General features: G+C 65.2%; 15 protein-coding genes. 6 read left to right on the forward strand and 9 right to left on the reverse strand.

The window, feature by feature from the left end; genetic code table 11:
• Positions 1–193 precede the first annotated feature (193 nt).
• Both Q0982_RS05720 and Q0982_RS05725 read left to right on the forward strand, forming a co-directional pair.
• Complete coding sequence (locus Q0982_RS05720; RefSeq protein WP_299392785.1) at positions 194–1,186, forward strand: sulfotransferase domain-containing protein; 993 nt, start codon at positions 194–196, stop codon at positions 1,184–1,186.
• Positions 1,187–1,409: 223 nt separating this feature from the next.
• Positions 1,410–2,309, forward strand: a complete 900-nt coding sequence (locus Q0982_RS05725) for a sulfotransferase (protein ID WP_299392787.1) — start codon at positions 1,410–1,412, stop codon at positions 2,307–2,309.
• 57 nt (positions 2,310–2,366) lie between these two features.
• On the opposite strand, the gene Q0982_RS05730 is transcribed toward Q0982_RS05725, so the two are convergent.
• The 3 genes from Q0982_RS05730 to Q0982_RS05740 are packed head-to-tail and all read right to left on the reverse strand — an operon-like array spanning position 2,367 to position 5,590.
• Positions 2,367–3,188, reverse strand: coding sequence for an FkbM family methyltransferase (locus Q0982_RS05730; RefSeq protein WP_299392789.1), 822 nt, complete (start codon positions 3,186–3,188; stop codon positions 2,367–2,369).
• A 36-nt stretch (positions 3,189–3,224) separates the two neighbouring features.
• Positions 3,225–4,148, reverse strand: coding sequence for a sulfotransferase (locus tag Q0982_RS05735; protein ID WP_299392791.1), 924 nt, complete (start codon positions 4,146–4,148; stop codon positions 3,225–3,227).
• Positions 4,145–5,590: an oligosaccharide flippase family protein gene (locus Q0982_RS05740; RefSeq protein WP_299392792.1), complete on the reverse strand. Its 1,446-nt coding sequence runs from the start codon at positions 5,588–5,590 to the stop codon at positions 4,145–4,147. The genes Q0982_RS05735 and Q0982_RS05740 overlap by 4 nt, the downstream gene beginning before the upstream one ends.
• A gap of 203 nt (positions 5,591–5,793) precedes the next feature.
• On the opposite strand from Q0982_RS05740, the gene Q0982_RS05745 reads away from it, so the two are divergent.
• The 4 genes from Q0982_RS05745 (at position 5,794) to ltnD (ending at position 10,141) form a co-directional block, all read left to right on the forward strand.
• Entirely contained in the window at positions 5,794–6,903 is a 1,110-nt protein-coding gene (locus Q0982_RS05745) for a glycosyltransferase (protein WP_299392794.1), read from the forward strand.
• A gap of 75 nt (positions 6,904–6,978) precedes the next feature.
• Entirely contained in the window at positions 6,979–7,752 is a 774-nt protein-coding gene (locus Q0982_RS05750; RefSeq protein ID WP_299392796.1) for a sulfotransferase family 2 domain-containing protein, read from the forward strand.
• Between the two features lie 48 nt (positions 7,753–7,800).
• Positions 7,801–8,961: a mannose-1-phosphate guanylyltransferase/mannose-6-phosphate isomerase gene (locus Q0982_RS05755; protein ID WP_299392797.1), complete on the forward strand. Its 1,161-nt coding sequence runs from the start codon at positions 7,801–7,803 to the stop codon at positions 8,959–8,961.
• Between the two features lie 280 nt (positions 8,962–9,241).
• Positions 9,242–10,141 (forward strand): L-threonate dehydrogenase, encoded by a 900-nt coding sequence (gene ltnD, locus Q0982_RS05760; RefSeq protein WP_299392799.1) that lies wholly within the window; start codon positions 9,242–9,244, stop codon positions 10,139–10,141.
• A 55-nt stretch (positions 10,142–10,196) separates the two neighbouring features.
• Here ltnD and Q0982_RS05765 read toward each other — a convergent pair whose 3' ends face one another.
• Genes Q0982_RS05765 through Q0982_RS05790 form a run of 6 tightly spaced genes read right to left on the reverse strand, consistent with a single transcriptional unit; the run spans position 10,197 to position 15,244 of the window.
• Positions 10,197–10,688, reverse strand: coding sequence for a hydrogenase maturation protease (locus tag Q0982_RS05765; protein ID WP_299392801.1), 492 nt, complete (start codon positions 10,686–10,688; stop codon positions 10,197–10,199).
• The gene (locus Q0982_RS05770; protein WP_299392803.1) at positions 10,672–11,979 is read right to left on the reverse strand and encodes a Ni/Fe hydrogenase subunit alpha; all 1,308 of its coding nucleotides are present in this window, start codon (positions 11,977–11,979) and stop codon (positions 10,672–10,674) included. Before Q0982_RS05770 ends, Q0982_RS05765 begins: the two co-directional genes overlap by 17 nt.
• On the reverse strand, positions 11,969–12,736 hold the full coding sequence (locus Q0982_RS05775; RefSeq protein WP_299392805.1) for an oxidoreductase: 768 nt from the start codon (positions 12,734–12,736) through the stop codon (positions 11,969–11,971). Before Q0982_RS05775 ends, Q0982_RS05770 begins: the two co-directional genes overlap by 11 nt.
• Positions 12,737–12,738: 2 nt before the next feature.
• Positions 12,739–13,602, reverse strand: coding sequence for an FAD/NAD(P)-binding protein (locus Q0982_RS05780; RefSeq protein ID WP_299392808.1), 864 nt, complete (start codon positions 13,600–13,602; stop codon positions 12,739–12,741).
• The gene (locus Q0982_RS05785; RefSeq protein ID WP_299392810.1) at positions 13,599–14,093 is read right to left on the reverse strand and encodes a Crp/Fnr family transcriptional regulator; all 495 of its coding nucleotides are present in this window, start codon (positions 14,091–14,093) and stop codon (positions 13,599–13,601) included. The genes Q0982_RS05780 and Q0982_RS05785 overlap by 4 nt, the downstream gene beginning before the upstream one ends.
• Before the next feature lie 20 nt (positions 14,094–14,113).
• On the reverse strand, positions 14,114–15,244 hold the full coding sequence (locus Q0982_RS05790; protein ID WP_299392812.1) for a 4Fe-4S dicluster domain-containing protein: 1,131 nt from the start codon (positions 15,242–15,244) through the stop codon (positions 14,114–14,116).
• Positions 15,245–15,290 lie beyond the last annotated feature (46 nt).

Raw genomic sequence — 15,290 nt, forward strand, 5'->3', positions numbered from 1 at the left:
CATAAAGCCGGACGGCAGAGATGCCAGGTCGCGATGGAAACACGCGAAGGGGAACCGGCTGAGCCCGATGGACTGACGGCCCAAGGCCTCGGTCCGCATCCAGGCGCTTTGGACCAGCTTGGTCCCTCTGCGGTTTGCCTTTGGGAGGGGGCTCCGTTCCCGCGATTGCGTCTGGCGATCATGGAGCCGAAAGATGGCTGCGGCCGAGGGGCGGCGTTCCCTTATCAAAAAAAGCAAGTGGCTTGCCACCGGCGCCCTGGTGGCCGGAGCAAACGTCTTCTCGCGGTTTGATCCTAAATCGGCGATCACCGTCGTCGCCGACCCACGTGGAGGCAGCACCTGGCTGTTCGAAGTCCTGCAGGGAATCCGGGGTGTGGCGACCGTCTACGAACCTCTGCATCTGCAGAACGTGCCCCGGCTGCGCAGTCTGGGCATCGGATGGGAGCAACACATCCCGGAGAATGAGAGTTGGCCCGAGGTGATGCGGTTCTTCGAAGACATCTATGAAGGCAAAGTCCTCAACCGCTTTACCTGCAGCTACTCGAACCCGCTGGACTATTATCGCGCCGAACGCCTGTTGGTGAAGTTCGTCCGTGCAAAACTCTTGCTGCCCTGGCTCCTGAACCGATTCCGCTTCGATCTGAAGCCGCTCGTTCTGACCCGGCACCCCATGGCCGTCGCAGCCTCGATGATGCGTCACGGCGGCTGGCAGCATGCGCCCGCCGCTTTCCCGATTCCCGAGGAGCGCTTCGCCGAGTTCTTCGAACCGCACCGCGCCCGCCTTGCCGCTGTCAGCACCGTGGAAGAGCGTCACGTCGCCAAGTGGTGCCTGGCCAATCAGTACCTTCTGCAGCACGCCGGCAACAACCGCGACTGGATCACGATCCACTACGAGCACCTGGTGCTGGCACCGCAGGCGGTTTTGGCGCACGTCTTCGACGCCTGGGGCATGCAGATGCCCCGGAGGATCGTCGACCGGCTGGACATCAGAAGCCGAACCACGGTCGATCTGGCAGGGGACAAATCCGAACAGGTCCAGAAATGGCGCCACCGTTTCGATAGCGAAACGCGCAGGAAGCTTCTCGATCTGATGGATTACTTCGAAGTGGACCTCTACGGCGCCGGCGGCCTGCCCAATCCGCGCTCCCCAGCCGCGGGTTTCGTGCCCGGACAGTTCGTAGGCTGACGGCGCCCCTCTCCTCCCGCGGCGCGGTGGCAATCCCGCCCGCAACGCGGATTGAGGCGCCGATCCTGGCTCCGATCCGGGCCCCGGCGCTGCCCAAGCGATGTCCCTTGCATCGGCAACCAGCCAAAGGGACAGTGATATCGGCTGCGCAGGTCTGTTCGATGCCAGTCAGCCGTTCGATGCCAGTCAGCGCAGCCCTGTGGCTTTCCAAAGGAGCCCCCCGATGGTCGACGTGAACCCCAATCGGCCAATCCTCGTTCTCGGTCTGATGCCCAGAACAGGAACGAACTATCTAGGCCGAATGCTCAGAACCCACCGCGACTGCACGACGGCGAAGACCCTTTACGAAGACTTCCTTGTCCACAGCCTGCCGGACCTGGATGACTGCGTCGAAGGCATCGCCACGAGCTGGCCCAAACACTGGCCGTGCCACCGCCGCCTGGACGAACTGCGCGGCAGGCTGGGAGAGGCCCTGCTGACCTTCCTCGAGGACGACGTGCGGAGCCCGGGCAAGCGGCCGGTCTTCAAGACCCCTTCGGTCAGGGGGATCGATCGCATCGAACACTTCCTGCCCCAGGCCGATGTGGTCATCGTTTTGCGGCAGGGCCCGGCGACCATCGAGTCCGGGATGCGTTCTTTCGGCTGGGACTTCGAGACCGCCTGCAAGCGCTGGGGGACGGCCGTGCAAACGGTCCTTTCGACGGCCGAGCGGCGTAAGGCGGAGGGGCTGAAGCCCTTCGTTCTGGTGCGCTACGAGGACCTGGCAACGGACACAGGCAGCGTGCTGAACTCTGTCGCTGCCCAGATCGGGCTGGACCCGGCCGGCTTCGACCGGAAAAGACTGGCGGAGTTTCCGGTCTACGGCAGCTCCCAGCAGGACAAACTCAACTGGGACCCCGTCGCCAAGGCCACCGACTTCAACCCCCTGGCCCGCGCCGCACACTGGCCGGCCCATGCGATCCGGCGCTTCGACCACCTGAGCGATGGGCTCTCGGCCAAGCTTGCCTACGACTTGCCCTACAGTCAGGGTCAAGGCAGGCTTTCGGCCGCACGTCAGCGTCTGCACGATGCCCGCGAGCGGCTGCCCTGGCGGCTTCAGAGTCTGTTGCGCTACAAGCTTTGAGGTGGAGCAAGGCCCGGGCCCCTGCACCGACTTGATCGCTTTCTTCAGCGGATCGCACTAGGAGGGCGGTAAGAGAACCCGGTTGCCATGGATTTCCGCGTCGAGCCTGTATCCCAGACTGAGGATGTTGCTGGCCAGCCAGGCCTCTTCCGGAAGGGTTTCCAGAACCAGGATCGGCTTGCAGCGGGACAGGGTCTTCATGGCGCCGGACAGGGCCTCTTGCTCAAACCCCTCGACATCGAGCTGAATGATGGAAACCCCCCTGTCCGGCGGAATCACGTCGTCCAGCGCCACGATCCCGACCTCGACCGTCAGGTCCGCAGACAGGGCCGTGCCCTGGTTCTGCAGCTGGCTGCCGCCACCCAACGCCCTGCCATCAGGCGATCTGACCTGCATAACCGCGCTGCCTCCGCTGGCGCCCAGCCCGCAGTTCGTCAGGTGGACGTTGTCGAGGACATTGAGCGCGCGGGTCACACTGGCGCAACGGAAGTTCTCGGGGTTCGGCTCGAAGGCCCAGATCTTCGCATCGCGCGAACAGGCACGTGACAGCGCCGGCAGAAAGTCGCCGAAGTAGGTTCCGGCATGAACGATATCACCGTCTCCGCAGTGCGCGGTCAGAAACGCGATGGTATCGGGTTCGTAGACCGAGCCTTCGAGAATGCGGCGCGCCGCCGGGCGGTGCCGTGAGGAAAGGGGCACGCAGAATCCCCCGCTCTCGGTGTAGGCAATGCAGCAGGCCAGCGTCTCCGCTGCCCCGTTCACCGGCGCGGTAAACCGCGGCAGGGCCTCCTGCCGATACCTGCCGTTGTTCGACAGTCGATTGACGACCCCTCTCGGCAGGACCGCCTTAGCCAGGTTCTTCACGGAGCGGTTAACCATCCATCGTCATCCTGCTGACTGAAGTGACCGCCACCATCAATAGCCGAGCGCCCGCGCCGTGCTGCCGACGGCCCTGCGCAGCATGGCTTTCTCGATGGCACCCAGCGGTTTTTCCTCTTTGCTGTTCCAGCCCTTCAGCCTGGCCATCTCCTGAAGCCGCGGCACGGACCATCCGAGATAGTCGCTCAGGCTCGAAAGCGTGGCGTCATCGCCGAGACGCTCGTAGTGCAGAAGCACCCCGACGTCCTGGTCTTGCATCTCCAGGAACTCGTTGCAGAGGCGGCGCCAATGGCGCCCGAAGCTGTGGGGCGTCGCCACCACGTGGTTGGGCCAGTCCGCAAACCAGGTCAGCCGGCCGCGGTAGGATCTATAGGCGTCCAAAGGGTTCCGGATCAGAAAAACGAACTTCGCCTTGGGATAGAGCCACCGCAGATAGCGCACATGGTCGGAGCCCAGGCGCACCTCCTTCAGTCCCCAGTGGCTGCGCCCCAGGGCCTCCGCCGGTGCGGCGAAAAGGGTTTCGAGATAGGCGAGATGAGCGGTCCGAAAGGCCTGTGCCGGCGGATAGAGGTTGGCGACCCACTCATTCGACAGATCCGACCCTCTCGGTTCGACGAAGTAGCCGCTGCGGGGCCAGTCTGCCGAGAAGGGCCGCAATTGGTCGGCCAGGGTTTGGATCGGCGAGGCGATGTCATAGGGCTCGCCCCAGACGATGATCGAGGGATTGTTGGCCATGACCATGCGCTGCAGCAGGGTGGACCCGGAGCGCCAGCCGGCCGACAGAATGAAGACGGGGTTTTCGCAAAGCGGCCCGCTGGACGTCTGCAGGGGCGCACCGGTCAGAAAGCGGCTGTCGAAGGCGTCAAGCTGGCGTTCGAGCCTTGCCGCCTGGTCGCGCGCCCCGCGCGAGGTCAGCCGGCTGCGGCGCGGGCCCAGGATCGCGCGTCCGATGGATTTCATCCCGAGACCCCCCTTTCCGCCCGAAGGCGGCGCAGGACCGCGACACCCTCGAACCAGACCAGGTGCCTCGCCGCAGCGGTGCCGGCGACCCAAAGCAGGGCGCATCCGGCGATCACGATCAGGAGCTCGATCAGGTTCATCGAGTCCTGTCCATTGAAGCGTATGGCCGCAGCCGGCAGGGCCGCAGCCGCGGCGACGCCCGCGGAGCGCAGATAGATTGCGGCGTATCGCCGGACCTGAAAATCGATGAACTCGCGCATCCCCATGAAGTTCACGGCAACGAAGAAGACCGCCGCGACAACGCGGGAAACAGCAAAGGCCTCGAGACTGATTGACGCGCCGACGACGGCGGTCGCCAACGAAAACGCCGCAGTCAGGCAGCGCAAGCGCAGAAGGCGGGCAACCTCCCCATGCGGCACCAGCACCTGTTCGGGCTGCGGCATGATCGCGATAATCGCCTGACCCAGCAGGATCCAGCCAAAGATCTCACCGGCCGGGCGCCAGTTCTCTCCGAAGACGAGCGTGATGAAGGGAACGGCGATCAGCCCGAGCGCGAGGAAGACCGGCCACATGAGAACGGTATTCAGCGCAACCAGCTTCTCCACGCCCTTGGCAATGGAGTGGCCCTCCCGGACGTTCCTCATCCAGGCCGGCGTCAGCACCCTGGCGACCGGTCCGAAAACGCCCTTCCGGTACAGGTTTGGCAGCTGGGCGGCACGGGTGAACTGCGCGACCAGGGCGGGAGAGGTGAAGCCGCCGAGGATGAAACGCGTGCCCTGGGTGTTCAGGGTGCCGATCAGATGCGCAAGCGAGAGAAGTCCGCCAAAGCGGGTGATGTCTCGCCAGTACACGAACGACGGCAGCAGCAAAGCATAGCGCGGCATCACCAACATGGGCAGCAACGAGGAAAGGAACGCGGTCAGCAGCGTCCCCCAGGCAAGGGCCATGAAGCTGTAACCGGCAAAGGCCAGACCGACGCTGAGCGACGATCCGCAAAGCGTGGCAAAGAGACCGATGTTGTGAAGGGTGCGGAAGCGCATTTCGCGGGTCAGCAAGGCCACCGCGGGGGCTCCGAAGGGCGCAATCACGAAGCTGACCGCCAGCACCACCATCACCTCGGCGATGCCGCTTCTCTCGTAAAGGCCGGCGATGACGTGCCGCCCCAGGAACAGCAGCAGGCCGAGGGACCAGGAGATCGCCAGCATGACGCCAAAGGCCGAGCGGATCTTGACCAGCGTCAGCTCGGCCTCGCGAATGAGGTAGTTGCCCACGCCGAAGGTGCGCAGCGATGTCAGAACCGCAGATGCCGACATGGCCAGGACGAAGATGCCCATCTCGTCCGGCGTCAGCAGCCGCGCAATGATCACCGATGCGGCAAACTGCAGGCCGAACTGGAAGGTCTGCTCGCTGAAGGTCCAGCCGATGGATCTACGGATCGACAAGGCCGCCGGTCTCAGCCGCTTCGACCGAGCGCCGGGCGCGCCGGTTTCCCGTATTCCGTCATTCGCTTCCCAAGAATGTCACTTCGTCGGTCTGGCGCTCTTGGTGTAGAGACCTGGAACAGGGCTGGGTTCCCCCGGTTCGCCAATCTCCACAAGCTCCGGTTCCGCTCCGCATGGCTCGTGAAAAACGCAGGGTTCTGTTCTTGCCGAACTGGGGGAAGGCCAATCCCTATCAGAACCTGCTGGCGGATGCGCTTGGCGGACAAGGTTACACGGTGACCCTCTGCGACTATCCGAAAGCGCGGCTCCCGCTCATTCGCCTGCTGATGCAGCACCCCGATGTCGGCATCCTGCACCTGCACTGGATCAACCCCTGGATCAAGTCGCACTTCTGGTCGACCAACCCGCTCAAGCGCCTCGCCAAGCTGCTTCTGCTGGTTGCCGACCTCAGGCTTTGCCGCCTCCTCGGCGTGCGGACCGTTTGGACGGTCCACAACCGCGTCTCCCACGAGAGCGAGGACAGCGCCTGGGAATTGCGCCTGCGCCGCCAGATCGCCCGGCATGTGGAGGTCTGCCTCGTGCACAGCCGAAGCGCAGTGAGTGTACTCGAACAAAGTTATGGTCTTCCGTTGGCTGCCAAGACGAGGGTCGTGCCCCACGCGAGCTACGTCGGACAATACCCTCCGGCAAAGCCCGAAGCTGTGACATTGGTGCGCCATGAATTGGGTCTTGAGGACAGCAACTTCGTCTACCTCTTCATCGGCGCAATCCGCCGCTACAAAGGGATCGATGCCCTGATCGAGGCCTTCGGTGCCCTCTCTGCCCCGGACGCCCGGCTGGTCATCGTCGGATCGGTGCTGGATCCGCAGATGGGAGACTGGCTGCGGGACAAGGCGGCCGCCGACACCCGGATTATCCTGCGGCCCAGATACTTGGCCGACGAGGCGCTGCCGGTCTACCTGGAACTCGCATCGGTCGTTGTCCTGCCCTTCGCCCAGACCCTGACCTCTGGCTCAGCGCTGTTGGCCATGTCTTTCGGTAAACCGCTGATCCTGCCGGAGACGGCCCGGGTCTACGACTTTCCCGGCGAACAGGGTGCACTCTACTTCGCACCAGGAGCGCTGACCGAGGCCATGGAAGCCGCGCAGAGCGCCGACCTCGCGGCCATGGCCGACTTCAATCGCCGCGAGGCCGAGGCGCGAACATGGCCCCAGATGGGGGCGCTGACCGCCGCCGCCTATGAGCAGCAGGAGGGAACGCGAAGGGACAAAGCGCAGCTTGAAAGCCGCAAGCCCCAGCAAGGGCGGATCTGATGCCGATGGAAGAGAACCCAACCGCCTGCCGTCGTGTACGGCACCCGGCTCTGCAGGTCACTTACGGATAAAGGCATGATCTCTCATCACCACAAATGCGTTTTCATTCATATTCCCAAGAACGCGGGCCAGAGCATCGAGCACGTCTTTTTCGACCTTCTCGGGCTGACCTATGAGACGCGGGCGCCGCTGCTGATGATGCCCAATGACAAGCCGGAGCTGGGGCCGCCGCGGCTCGCGCATCTCAAATGGCACGAATACGTCGGCTGCAAGTATATGCCGCAGGAGCAGTTCGACTCCTACTTCAAGTTTGCCTTCGTGCGGAACCCCTGGGACCGCGCGGTCTCGATCTACAAGTATTACAAGTTCCACAAGAAGTGCAGCTACAGCGACTTCGTCGAGAAGAACCTGGGTGATTGGATGTGGCGCGACAAGCAATGGTTCGTCGGCCCGCAGATTGATTTCATCTGCGACGAAGACGGCGCGCTCAAGGTGGATTTCCTCGGCCGCTTCGAACGGTTGAACAGCGACTTCAAGCAGGTCTGCGTGCAGATCGGTCTGCCGCCGATCGATCTCCCCCACGTAAACCTGTCCGTCCCGAAGGCCAAGACCGCGCGGGACCAGACAACAAAGTCCGTCCGTGGAGGGCTGAAGAAAATCTGGCGCGGGCGCGGCACTGAGAACTTTCCGACTTTCAGCCGCTACCAGGAGTACTACGACGCCCGGACGCGGGACCTGGTGGCCGAACTCTACCAGCGGGACATTGAGCGCTTTGACTATCAGTTCGAGCCCGTCTCAGAACCCAGACCCGCAGACCGGGCGGACCCGCAGACGGGCGCCTTGACATAGGAATGACATGCATCCGGCCTGTGAAGTTTGACAGGCTCTGGCCGGAGCTTGCGGTACGCCGCACGCCCAAATCCTCAGGATTCCCGCCGGCTGGCGGGCGTAACAGGGGGAGTTCCGGTCATCGCAAGCAAGCTTCACCCGGTCGTCCTTTCCGGTGGATCAGGCGAGCGCCTTTGGCCGCTGTCGCGGCCGCAGCACCCCAAACAGCTGCTGTCCCTGATCTCGGAGCGCAGCATGCTGCAGGAGACTGTCGAGCGCATCGCGGGGCTTGACGGCTGCGCGCCCCCGCTGGTGGTCGCCAGTGCCGAGCATCGCTTTCTGGTGGCCGACCAACTCCAGCAGCTTGGCCTGACGTCCAAGCGAATCGTGCTGGAGCCCTGCGGGCGCAACACCGCCCCGGCCGCCGCGGTCGCCGCCCTGGTCTTGACCGCGGAAGACCCGGAAGCGGTCATGGTCCTGATGCCAGCCGACCACGCCGTGCGCGACAGGGCCGCCTTCCTAAGCGCCCTGGAGCTGGCGCGCGAGGCGGTCGCAGAGGGCTTCGTCACTTTCGGCATCCGTCCGACCCGTGCGGAGACCGGCTACGGCTACATCAAACGGGGCCCGGCCCTGTCCGAGGCCCCGGGACTTTTTCGGGTGGAAAGCTTCGTCGAGAAGCCCGATCTGGCAACCGCGGAGACCTACCTGGCCAGCGGCCAGTATCTTTGGAACAGCGGGATCTTCGTGTTCTCCGCCGCGCGCTATCTCAAAGAACTCGCGCGGCAGCGTCCGGACATCCTGCAGGCCTGCCGCAAGGCTCTGGAGGCCGGAACCCGCGATCAGGACTTCATCCGCCTGGACGCTGCGGTCTTCGACACCTGTCCCTCCGAGTCCATCGACTATGCGGTCATGGAGAAGGCCGCCCGGGTCGTCGTCATTCCGAGCGATATGGGTTGGAGCGATGTCGGCGCCTGGAACGCCCTCTGGGAGATCGCAGAGAAAGACGACGCGGCCAACGCGGTGCTGGGGAACTGCCTGATCCAGGATGTCCAGGGCAGCTATCTGCGCAGCGAGGACGGCCGTCTTGTGGCCGCCATAGGGCTCGCCGACATGGTGGTGATTTCCACCAAAGACGCCGTCCTGGTGGCACCACGCAGCAGCACCATGGCGGTGCGCGACGTCGTGCGAAAACTCAAGGCGACAGAGACCCAGCGCAAATCCAGCGCTTAGAACGGGTCATCTTCAGGCAGAAGCACTGTGCGGTTTCGCCCAGCAGGCGAAGTCGCGCTACTGCTGTCAGTCAGAACGAGTCCAGAGGATCAGTAGTCTGCCTTAAGCTCTATGCAGAAATACTAAGGCTCGTCTTCACATGGCTTTCGCGGTCCGGTGGAAATGTGCCACAAAACATGGCACAGCAGCCGACGCGGCGACCGCCGACAGAGGTTGACAGGATGATGTCGTAGTGGCGGGCAATTTCGTCGCAGACGACCGGCGTAGAGGGAAAATGAGCATGTCTGACCAAGAGGTCGCGGTCATCGGCCTGGGTTCCATGGGTTTCGGCATGGCCCAATCCTGCCTGCGGGCAGGGTTTCGCACACTCGGCGCCGACGTCGACCGCGGCCGGACCGAGCGGTTTCGCGAAGTTGGTGGGACAAAGGGATCCCTGGCAGAGGCGGCCGGATCCCTCCAAGCAGCGGTCGTCGTGGTGTTGAACGCCGAGCAGACCGAAGCCGTTCTGTTCGGCGAGAGTGGAATCGTGCCGCAATTGCAGGCCGGCGCCGTCGTGCTGGCCTGCGCCACTGTTGCGCCCGGCTTCGCCCGCGATATGGAAGCGCGCTGTCGCGAGCATGGGGTGTTCTATCTCGACGCGCCGATCTCAGGTGGGGCTGTCAAGGCCGCTGACGGCGCACTGACCATCATGGCCTCGGGCAGTCCCGAAGCTTTTGCGGCCGCACGACCCGTGCTGGATGCCGTCTCCGAAACCGTGTTTGAACTCGGCGCGGCCGCAGGCGCCGGCTCGGCGATGAAGGCGGTCAACCAGCTCTTGGCCGGGGTTCACATCGCCACCATGGCCGAAGCGCTGACCCTCGGCATGACCCAGGGCATCGCGCCTGCCAAGTTCGTTGAGGTCATCAGCAAATGCGCCGGTACGTCCTGGATGCTGGAGAACCGCGCGCCCCACATCGTGGCCGGGGACTACACCGCGCTGAGCCAGGTCAACATCTGGCCTAAAGACCTCGGCATCGTGTTGGACACCGCGCGCAGCGCCGGCTTCAGCGCTCCCATCACCGCCGCGGCGCTTCAGCAATACATGGTCGCCGTCGGCATGGGACTGGGGCAGCAGGACGACTCAGCCGTCGCCAAGGTCTACGCCCGCAACGCCGGCCTGACGCTGCCGGGAGAGGAGTAACCCTGCCCAGGCGCGTCACTGCGGCCACGGCAAGGCAAACCGGACGGTGATCCGACTATCGCAGGCCATGGCCGAAAGAAAAGCCGCCCTCAGCAATCCGACCGATCAGGCTTTCAGCCGCGGCCCTGACCGGCGATGACAGAGCCGGCCCGAAGCCAAAAGCCGTTCCCGCAATGCCGATGACGACAAGGCGCCCTGGAAGCCGCCCCAGCGTGCGGCCCAGGGCCACCGCTTCGGGCAGGCCGAGACGATGGGTCGAGTGCACGAAGCCGGCCCGCTGAAACCCGGGATCTTCAAAATCCGTGAAAACCCGGAGTGCGCCAGGTTCCGCACCGGGAGCGGTCATCGCATCCACCACCACGCAGACCGCTTGCCCGTCCCAGAGATCCAAGAGCGCCGTACCGTCGCCGCTGTGCACGACGGCGGGAAGCCCGCGGTGCTGAAGCTCCCTCGCCACGAAGGGGCCGACCCCGTCGTCCTGCCGCTCGGCATGGCCGAGGCCGATCAGCAGTCCCGCGGAGGCACCGCGGTCAGCCGCGCTCGACATCCAGCTTCAGGAAGTGGGTCGCGCAGGAGATGCAGGGATCGTAGTTGCGGATCGTCTGCTCGCAGCGCCACTGTAGGTCGTCATCGTCCAGATTGTGAAAGCGCTCCACCGTGCCGATCAGATCCAGCTCGATCTGGCGTTGGTTTTGCGAAGTCGGCGGCACGATTGTGGCGGACACGATGGCGCCGTCTTCGGCGACCTCATAACGGTGATAGCAGATGCCGCGCGGCGCTTCGGTGATGCCATGGCCGGTCCCGGCCCGCAGCGGCGCCTCGACGAAGCTCGGCTCCGGCGGCTGGTAGGCCTTGGCCAGACGCGCCGCCTCGCGAAAGGCATAGATCGTCTCGACCTGGCGTGCCAGCAGGCTCTTGAAAGGGTTGCGGCAACCCGGCGCCAGGCCCGCCCGCTCGGCCAGCGCCAGGATATCGGGCGGCAGGCGGTCGGCATTGAGATTGAAGCGGGCGAGCGGCCCGACAAGATAGGGCCGGCCATCGATGGTCGCCCCCTGCAGGGCATTGGAGTGGGCGACCTGATGCTCTTCGAAGTGATCAGGGAAGTCGGCGACGCCAATATCGAGGCCTTCCGAAGAGACGATCCGCCCCTCGGTGATGGGGTAATCGCTGATGTGCCGAAGCGCGACGAAAAGATAGTCGACCTCCAGGTCGGGAAAATCGAAGCCGGAAAAGGCATCGAGCGCGGCGATGGACATCGCCTCGGCGGCCTCAAGTTCCGGCACCAAGCCGTGGATCGCCTCTTGCTCCGGGGCACGGTAGAAGCCGCCGACTCGGGTGTTGACCGGATGAACACTGCGCCCGCCGATCACCTCCATCAGGCGGTTGCCGGCCTTCTTCGCCTGCAGGCCGTTCTCGACCAGGCTGCGGTTGGACTGCGCCAGTTCCATGGAATCCTGCAGGCCTAGAAAATCCGGCGCATGCAGCAGGTGGGTGTGCAGCACATGGCTCTGGATCCACTCGCCGCAGTAGATCAGCCGGCGCAGATCGGCGATCGGCTGCGGGATCTCCCAGCCGAGCGCATCCTCCATGGCCTTGCTCGCCCCCATGATGTAGGCGATGGGGCAGATTCCGCAGATCCGCGAGGTTACGTCCGGGGCATCCTCAAAGGAACGCCCACGCAGCAGCCCCTCGAAGTAGCGCGGCGGCTCGAAGATGCTGAACTCGGAGCGCACCACCTTGCCGCCTTCGACACGGACCTTGAAGCGCCCCTCCCCCTCCACGCGAGCCAGGGCCTCCACCTGGATCGTCCTTGTGCCGTCGGCTGCCTTATCCGTCATGGCGTTCTCTTTCCGCTGCAAAGGCCGGGGCACTGGCGGTGAAGCCACCGAAGAGGTCGCGGATGGTGCGCCGGTCGGCGCCCAGGGCAGCCATTTCAGCCACCAGCGCCCCGGTGTTGGCGTTCTCCTTGGGGCCAAAGCAGCCGTAGCAGCCGCGGCCCACCTGGGGGCAGAGGTTGCCGCAGCCACCCTGGGTGACCGGACCCAGACAGGGAATGCCCTTGGTGACCATGACGCAGGCCGTCCCCGCCAGCTTGCACTCGGTGCACTGGCTGTAATCCGGGATCGCCGGCTTGCGGCCCTTCAGTAGGGCCGTGATAGCTTCGAGAAGCTGGCCCTTGTCGATGGGGCAGCCCCGCAGCTCGAAGTCGACCGTAACGTGATCGGCAATCGGGGTCGAGGTGGCCAGCGCCTCGATGAACTGCGGACTAGGATAGACCGAGGCGCGCAGTGCGTCGTGATCGCGGCTGTTGCGCAGCGCCTGGATGCCGCCGGCAGTCGCGCAGGCGCCGATGGTGATGAGGATACGGCTGTCCCGGCGGATCTGCTGGATGCGCTCCATTTCGTCGGCTGTCGAGATCGAGCCTTCGACCAGCGACACATCGTAGGGGCCGGCCCGGGTTGTGCGCGTTGCCTCCAGGAAATAGGCGATCTCCACGGCCTCGGCGATGTCGAGCAACTCGTCCTCGCAGTCGAGCAGCGTGAGCTGGCAGCCGTCGCAGCTCGAGAACTTCCAAACCGCCAGTCTGGGTTTCATCGCTAGAGCTCCCACACCGTCATAAGGTCCCGCACCGCCGGATAGGCAAAGACCGGCCCGTCGCGGCACAGCAGGTGCGGCCCCAACTGGCAATGACCGCACCATCCGATGCCGCATTTCATGTTGCGCTCCAGCGACAGATAGACGTCGTCCTGGGAGACCCCGGCGTCTGCCAGCGCGTCGGCAGCAAAACGCATCATGATCTCCGGCCCGCAAAGCATGGCGACGGTTTCCGCAGGATCATGCAGCATCGGGGCGATCAGCTCGGTGACCACGCCGACGCGGCCGGTCCAGTCCTCACCCGCACGGTCGACGGTGATGCCGACCTGCAGGCCCTCCGTGTTGGACCAGCCCAGAAGCTGCGGCGCATAGAGGATCTGGTCCGGGGACCGCGTGCCATAGACAATGGAGATGCTCTTCAGGCGGTCGCGATTGGCAAGCGCCCAGTAGATGATGGGGCGCGTCGGTGCCAGGCCCAGTCCGCCGGCCACCACCATCAGATGTTTGCCGAGGGCCTGCTCGACAGGCCAGGGAACGCCCAAAGGCCCGCGCACCCCCAGCCGCGCGCCCTCCGCCAGGCCGCAGACGGCCTTGGAGACCGCACCCACGGAACGCACCGTCTGCACCAGGGCCTCGCCGTTGCCCGGATTGCCGGAAATGCTGACGGCGATTTCGCCCACACCATGCACATAGAGCATAGTGAACTGGCCGGGCGCGAAAGAGAGCGGGGCGCCTTCGAGCGGCGCCATCTCCAGGGTAACGCAGTCGGCAAGCTCCCGGCGCCGCCTGCGCACCTCGTAGATGCTGGGCAGCATGCCGCCGCTCTGCGCTGCCTGCGGGCGGTCCAGGGTCTGGACATCACTCATAGGGCGTTCCCCACCTCCGCCGGCGGTGCATAGAGATCGATCAGCCGCAGCCGTGTCGTCTGCAGGCGCTCGGCCACAATCGGCAGGAAGCGCTGCATCACCTGATAGCCCATCGACGGGTCGTCGTCGCACTTCCCGCGCAGGCAGGCCGCGTCAATGCCCGTGGCCCGGACATCGCCCACGGCACGCGCATCGAAACGCCAGCGATAGGGTGGCAGAATCCAGGAGGCACCGACCACCTGGCCAGGGTGAAGCGTCTGCACCGTCAGCCGGCCGCGCCCCGGCATCCGCAGTTCCAGCGCGACATCCCCGCCCCGCAGCAGGTAAAAGGTGTCGGCCGCCTCCTCGGCCTTAAAGAGATAGCGCCCGTTCGCGAAGTGGACGTTCGACGCGCAGCCTCCCAGAAGATCGGTGATCGCCGGGTCAAGACCGGCAAAACAGGGATGGGCCGCGAGAATCTCGGCTATGGAGTGGATCTTGCTTTCGGCCATTGGGGGGTCCTCCGATATGCTCAGGCGGCCTGTTCCGATGCCGCCAGAGCCTGCGCCTCCGCCGTGATGTCGATCCCCACCGGACACCAACCGATGCAGCGCCCGCAGCCCACGCAGCCGGACATGCCGAACTGGTCATGCCAGTGCGACAGCTTGTGGGTCATCCACTGGCGATAGCGCGAAGCGGTTTCCGTGCGCACGGCTCCGCCGTGCAGATAGCTGAAGTCGAGCCCGAAGCAACTGTCCCAGCGCCGCCAGCGCTCAGCCTCGGCACCATCGAGGGAGGATCGGTCCTCGACGGTGGAGCAGAAGCAGGTCGGGCAGACCAGCGTACAGTTCGCACAGCTCAGGCAACGCTCCGCCACGTTGGCCCAATGCGGATCGTCGTAGCTCTGCTTCAGCAGCGCCGCGACCCCATCGGGCATATGCCGCCGCTGCGCCTCGGCGCAGGCCTGCGAGCCTGCGCGCGCGGCCTCACGGTCCGCCTGCCCCGCCTCCTCGCCCGCCAAGGCGTCGAGAACGGCCCGGCCCCGCGCGGAGCCGGAGGCGACGACGAAGACATGGCGGTCGCCCTCCATCACTTCGTCGAGGACGAGGTCAAAGCCGCCTTCGGCCCGCGGGCCTGTGTTCATGGAGGCGCAGAAGCAGGTCGCGGCGGGCCGCATGCAGTTCACGGCCACCAGGAACAATGCTGCGCGCCTTTGCCGGAAGCGGTCGTCCACGAAGGGACCGGATTCGAAGACGGCAGTGAGGGTGTCGAGCGCGGCCAGATCGCAAGGGCGCACGCCCAGCACCGCGATGGGCGGCGCCTCGACCGGGTCTTCCTCCAGGGACATTGCCTGCCCCGCGGCATAGAGGCGCTCGCGCGCCGGATAGACCATGCGCTTCAGGCCCTGCATCGGCAGGGTGTGATCGAAGTACGCCGGGCGCGGCCCGTCCGTCAGCCGCACCGTGCCGGCCTCCGCGGCCTCGACTCGCCCGCGCGGCAGATCCGCTGCCGCGGCGAGGGGCGCGAGCCCCAGGGCGCCGTCGCGTTCCTGCGCGCCCCAGACCTGATAACCCCCGTCCCGCAGAGCTCCGATCAGGGTATCGAGGCTCTCGGCAGGGATCACGATGGATCGATCGACAGGTTCGGCGGCGGCACGATCCAAAGCTGTCACTCCTCTTGGGTGGTCCACAGGCTGTACCCGTTTCATC

It is taken from the genome of Pelagibius sp., from assembly GCF_028281305.1.
Classification (GTDB): Bacteria; Pseudomonadota; Alphaproteobacteria; order Kiloniellales; family Kiloniellaceae; genus Pelagibius.

What these genes read in the sequence shown, in the direction of transcription:
- ltnD (WP_299392799.1), top strand. Translation starts at nt 9,242, where the DNA reads ATGTCTGACCAAGAGGTCGCGGTCATCGGCCTGGGTTCCATGGGTTTC.
- Q0982_RS05785 (WP_299392810.1), bottom strand. Translation starts at nt 14,093, where the DNA reads ATGGCCGAAAGCAAGATCCACTCCATAGCCGAGATTCTCGCGGCCCAT.
- Q0982_RS05765 (WP_299392801.1), bottom strand. Translation starts at nt 10,688, where the DNA reads ATGTCGAGCGCGGCTGACCGCGGTGCCTCCGCGGGACTGCTGATCGGC.
- Q0982_RS05775 (WP_299392805.1), bottom strand. Translation starts at nt 12,736, where the DNA reads ATGAAACCCAGACTGGCGGTTTGGAAGTTCTCGAGCTGCGACGGCTGC.
- Q0982_RS05750 (WP_299392796.1), top strand. Translation starts at nt 6,979, where the DNA reads ATGATCTCTCATCACCACAAATGCGTTTTCATTCATATTCCCAAGAAC.
- Q0982_RS05725 (WP_299392787.1), top strand. Translation starts at nt 1,410, where the DNA reads ATGGTCGACGTGAACCCCAATCGGCCAATCCTCGTTCTCGGTCTGATG.
- Q0982_RS05720 (WP_299392785.1), top strand. Translation starts at nt 194, where the DNA reads ATGGCTGCGGCCGAGGGGCGGCGTTCCCTTATCAAAAAAAGCAAGTGG.
- Q0982_RS05735 (WP_299392791.1), bottom strand. Translation starts at nt 4,148, where the DNA reads ATGAAATCCATCGGACGCGCGATCCTGGGCCCGCGCCGCAGCCGGCTG.
- Q0982_RS05780 (WP_299392808.1), bottom strand. Translation starts at nt 13,602, where the DNA reads ATGAGTGATGTCCAGACCCTGGACCGCCCGCAGGCAGCGCAGAGCGGC.
- Q0982_RS05770 (WP_299392803.1), bottom strand. Translation starts at nt 11,979, where the DNA reads ATGACGGATAAGGCAGCCGACGGCACAAGGACGATCCAGGTGGAGGCC.
- Q0982_RS05730 (WP_299392789.1), bottom strand. Translation starts at nt 3,188, where the DNA reads ATGGTTAACCGCTCCGTGAAGAACCTGGCTAAGGCGGTCCTGCCGAGA.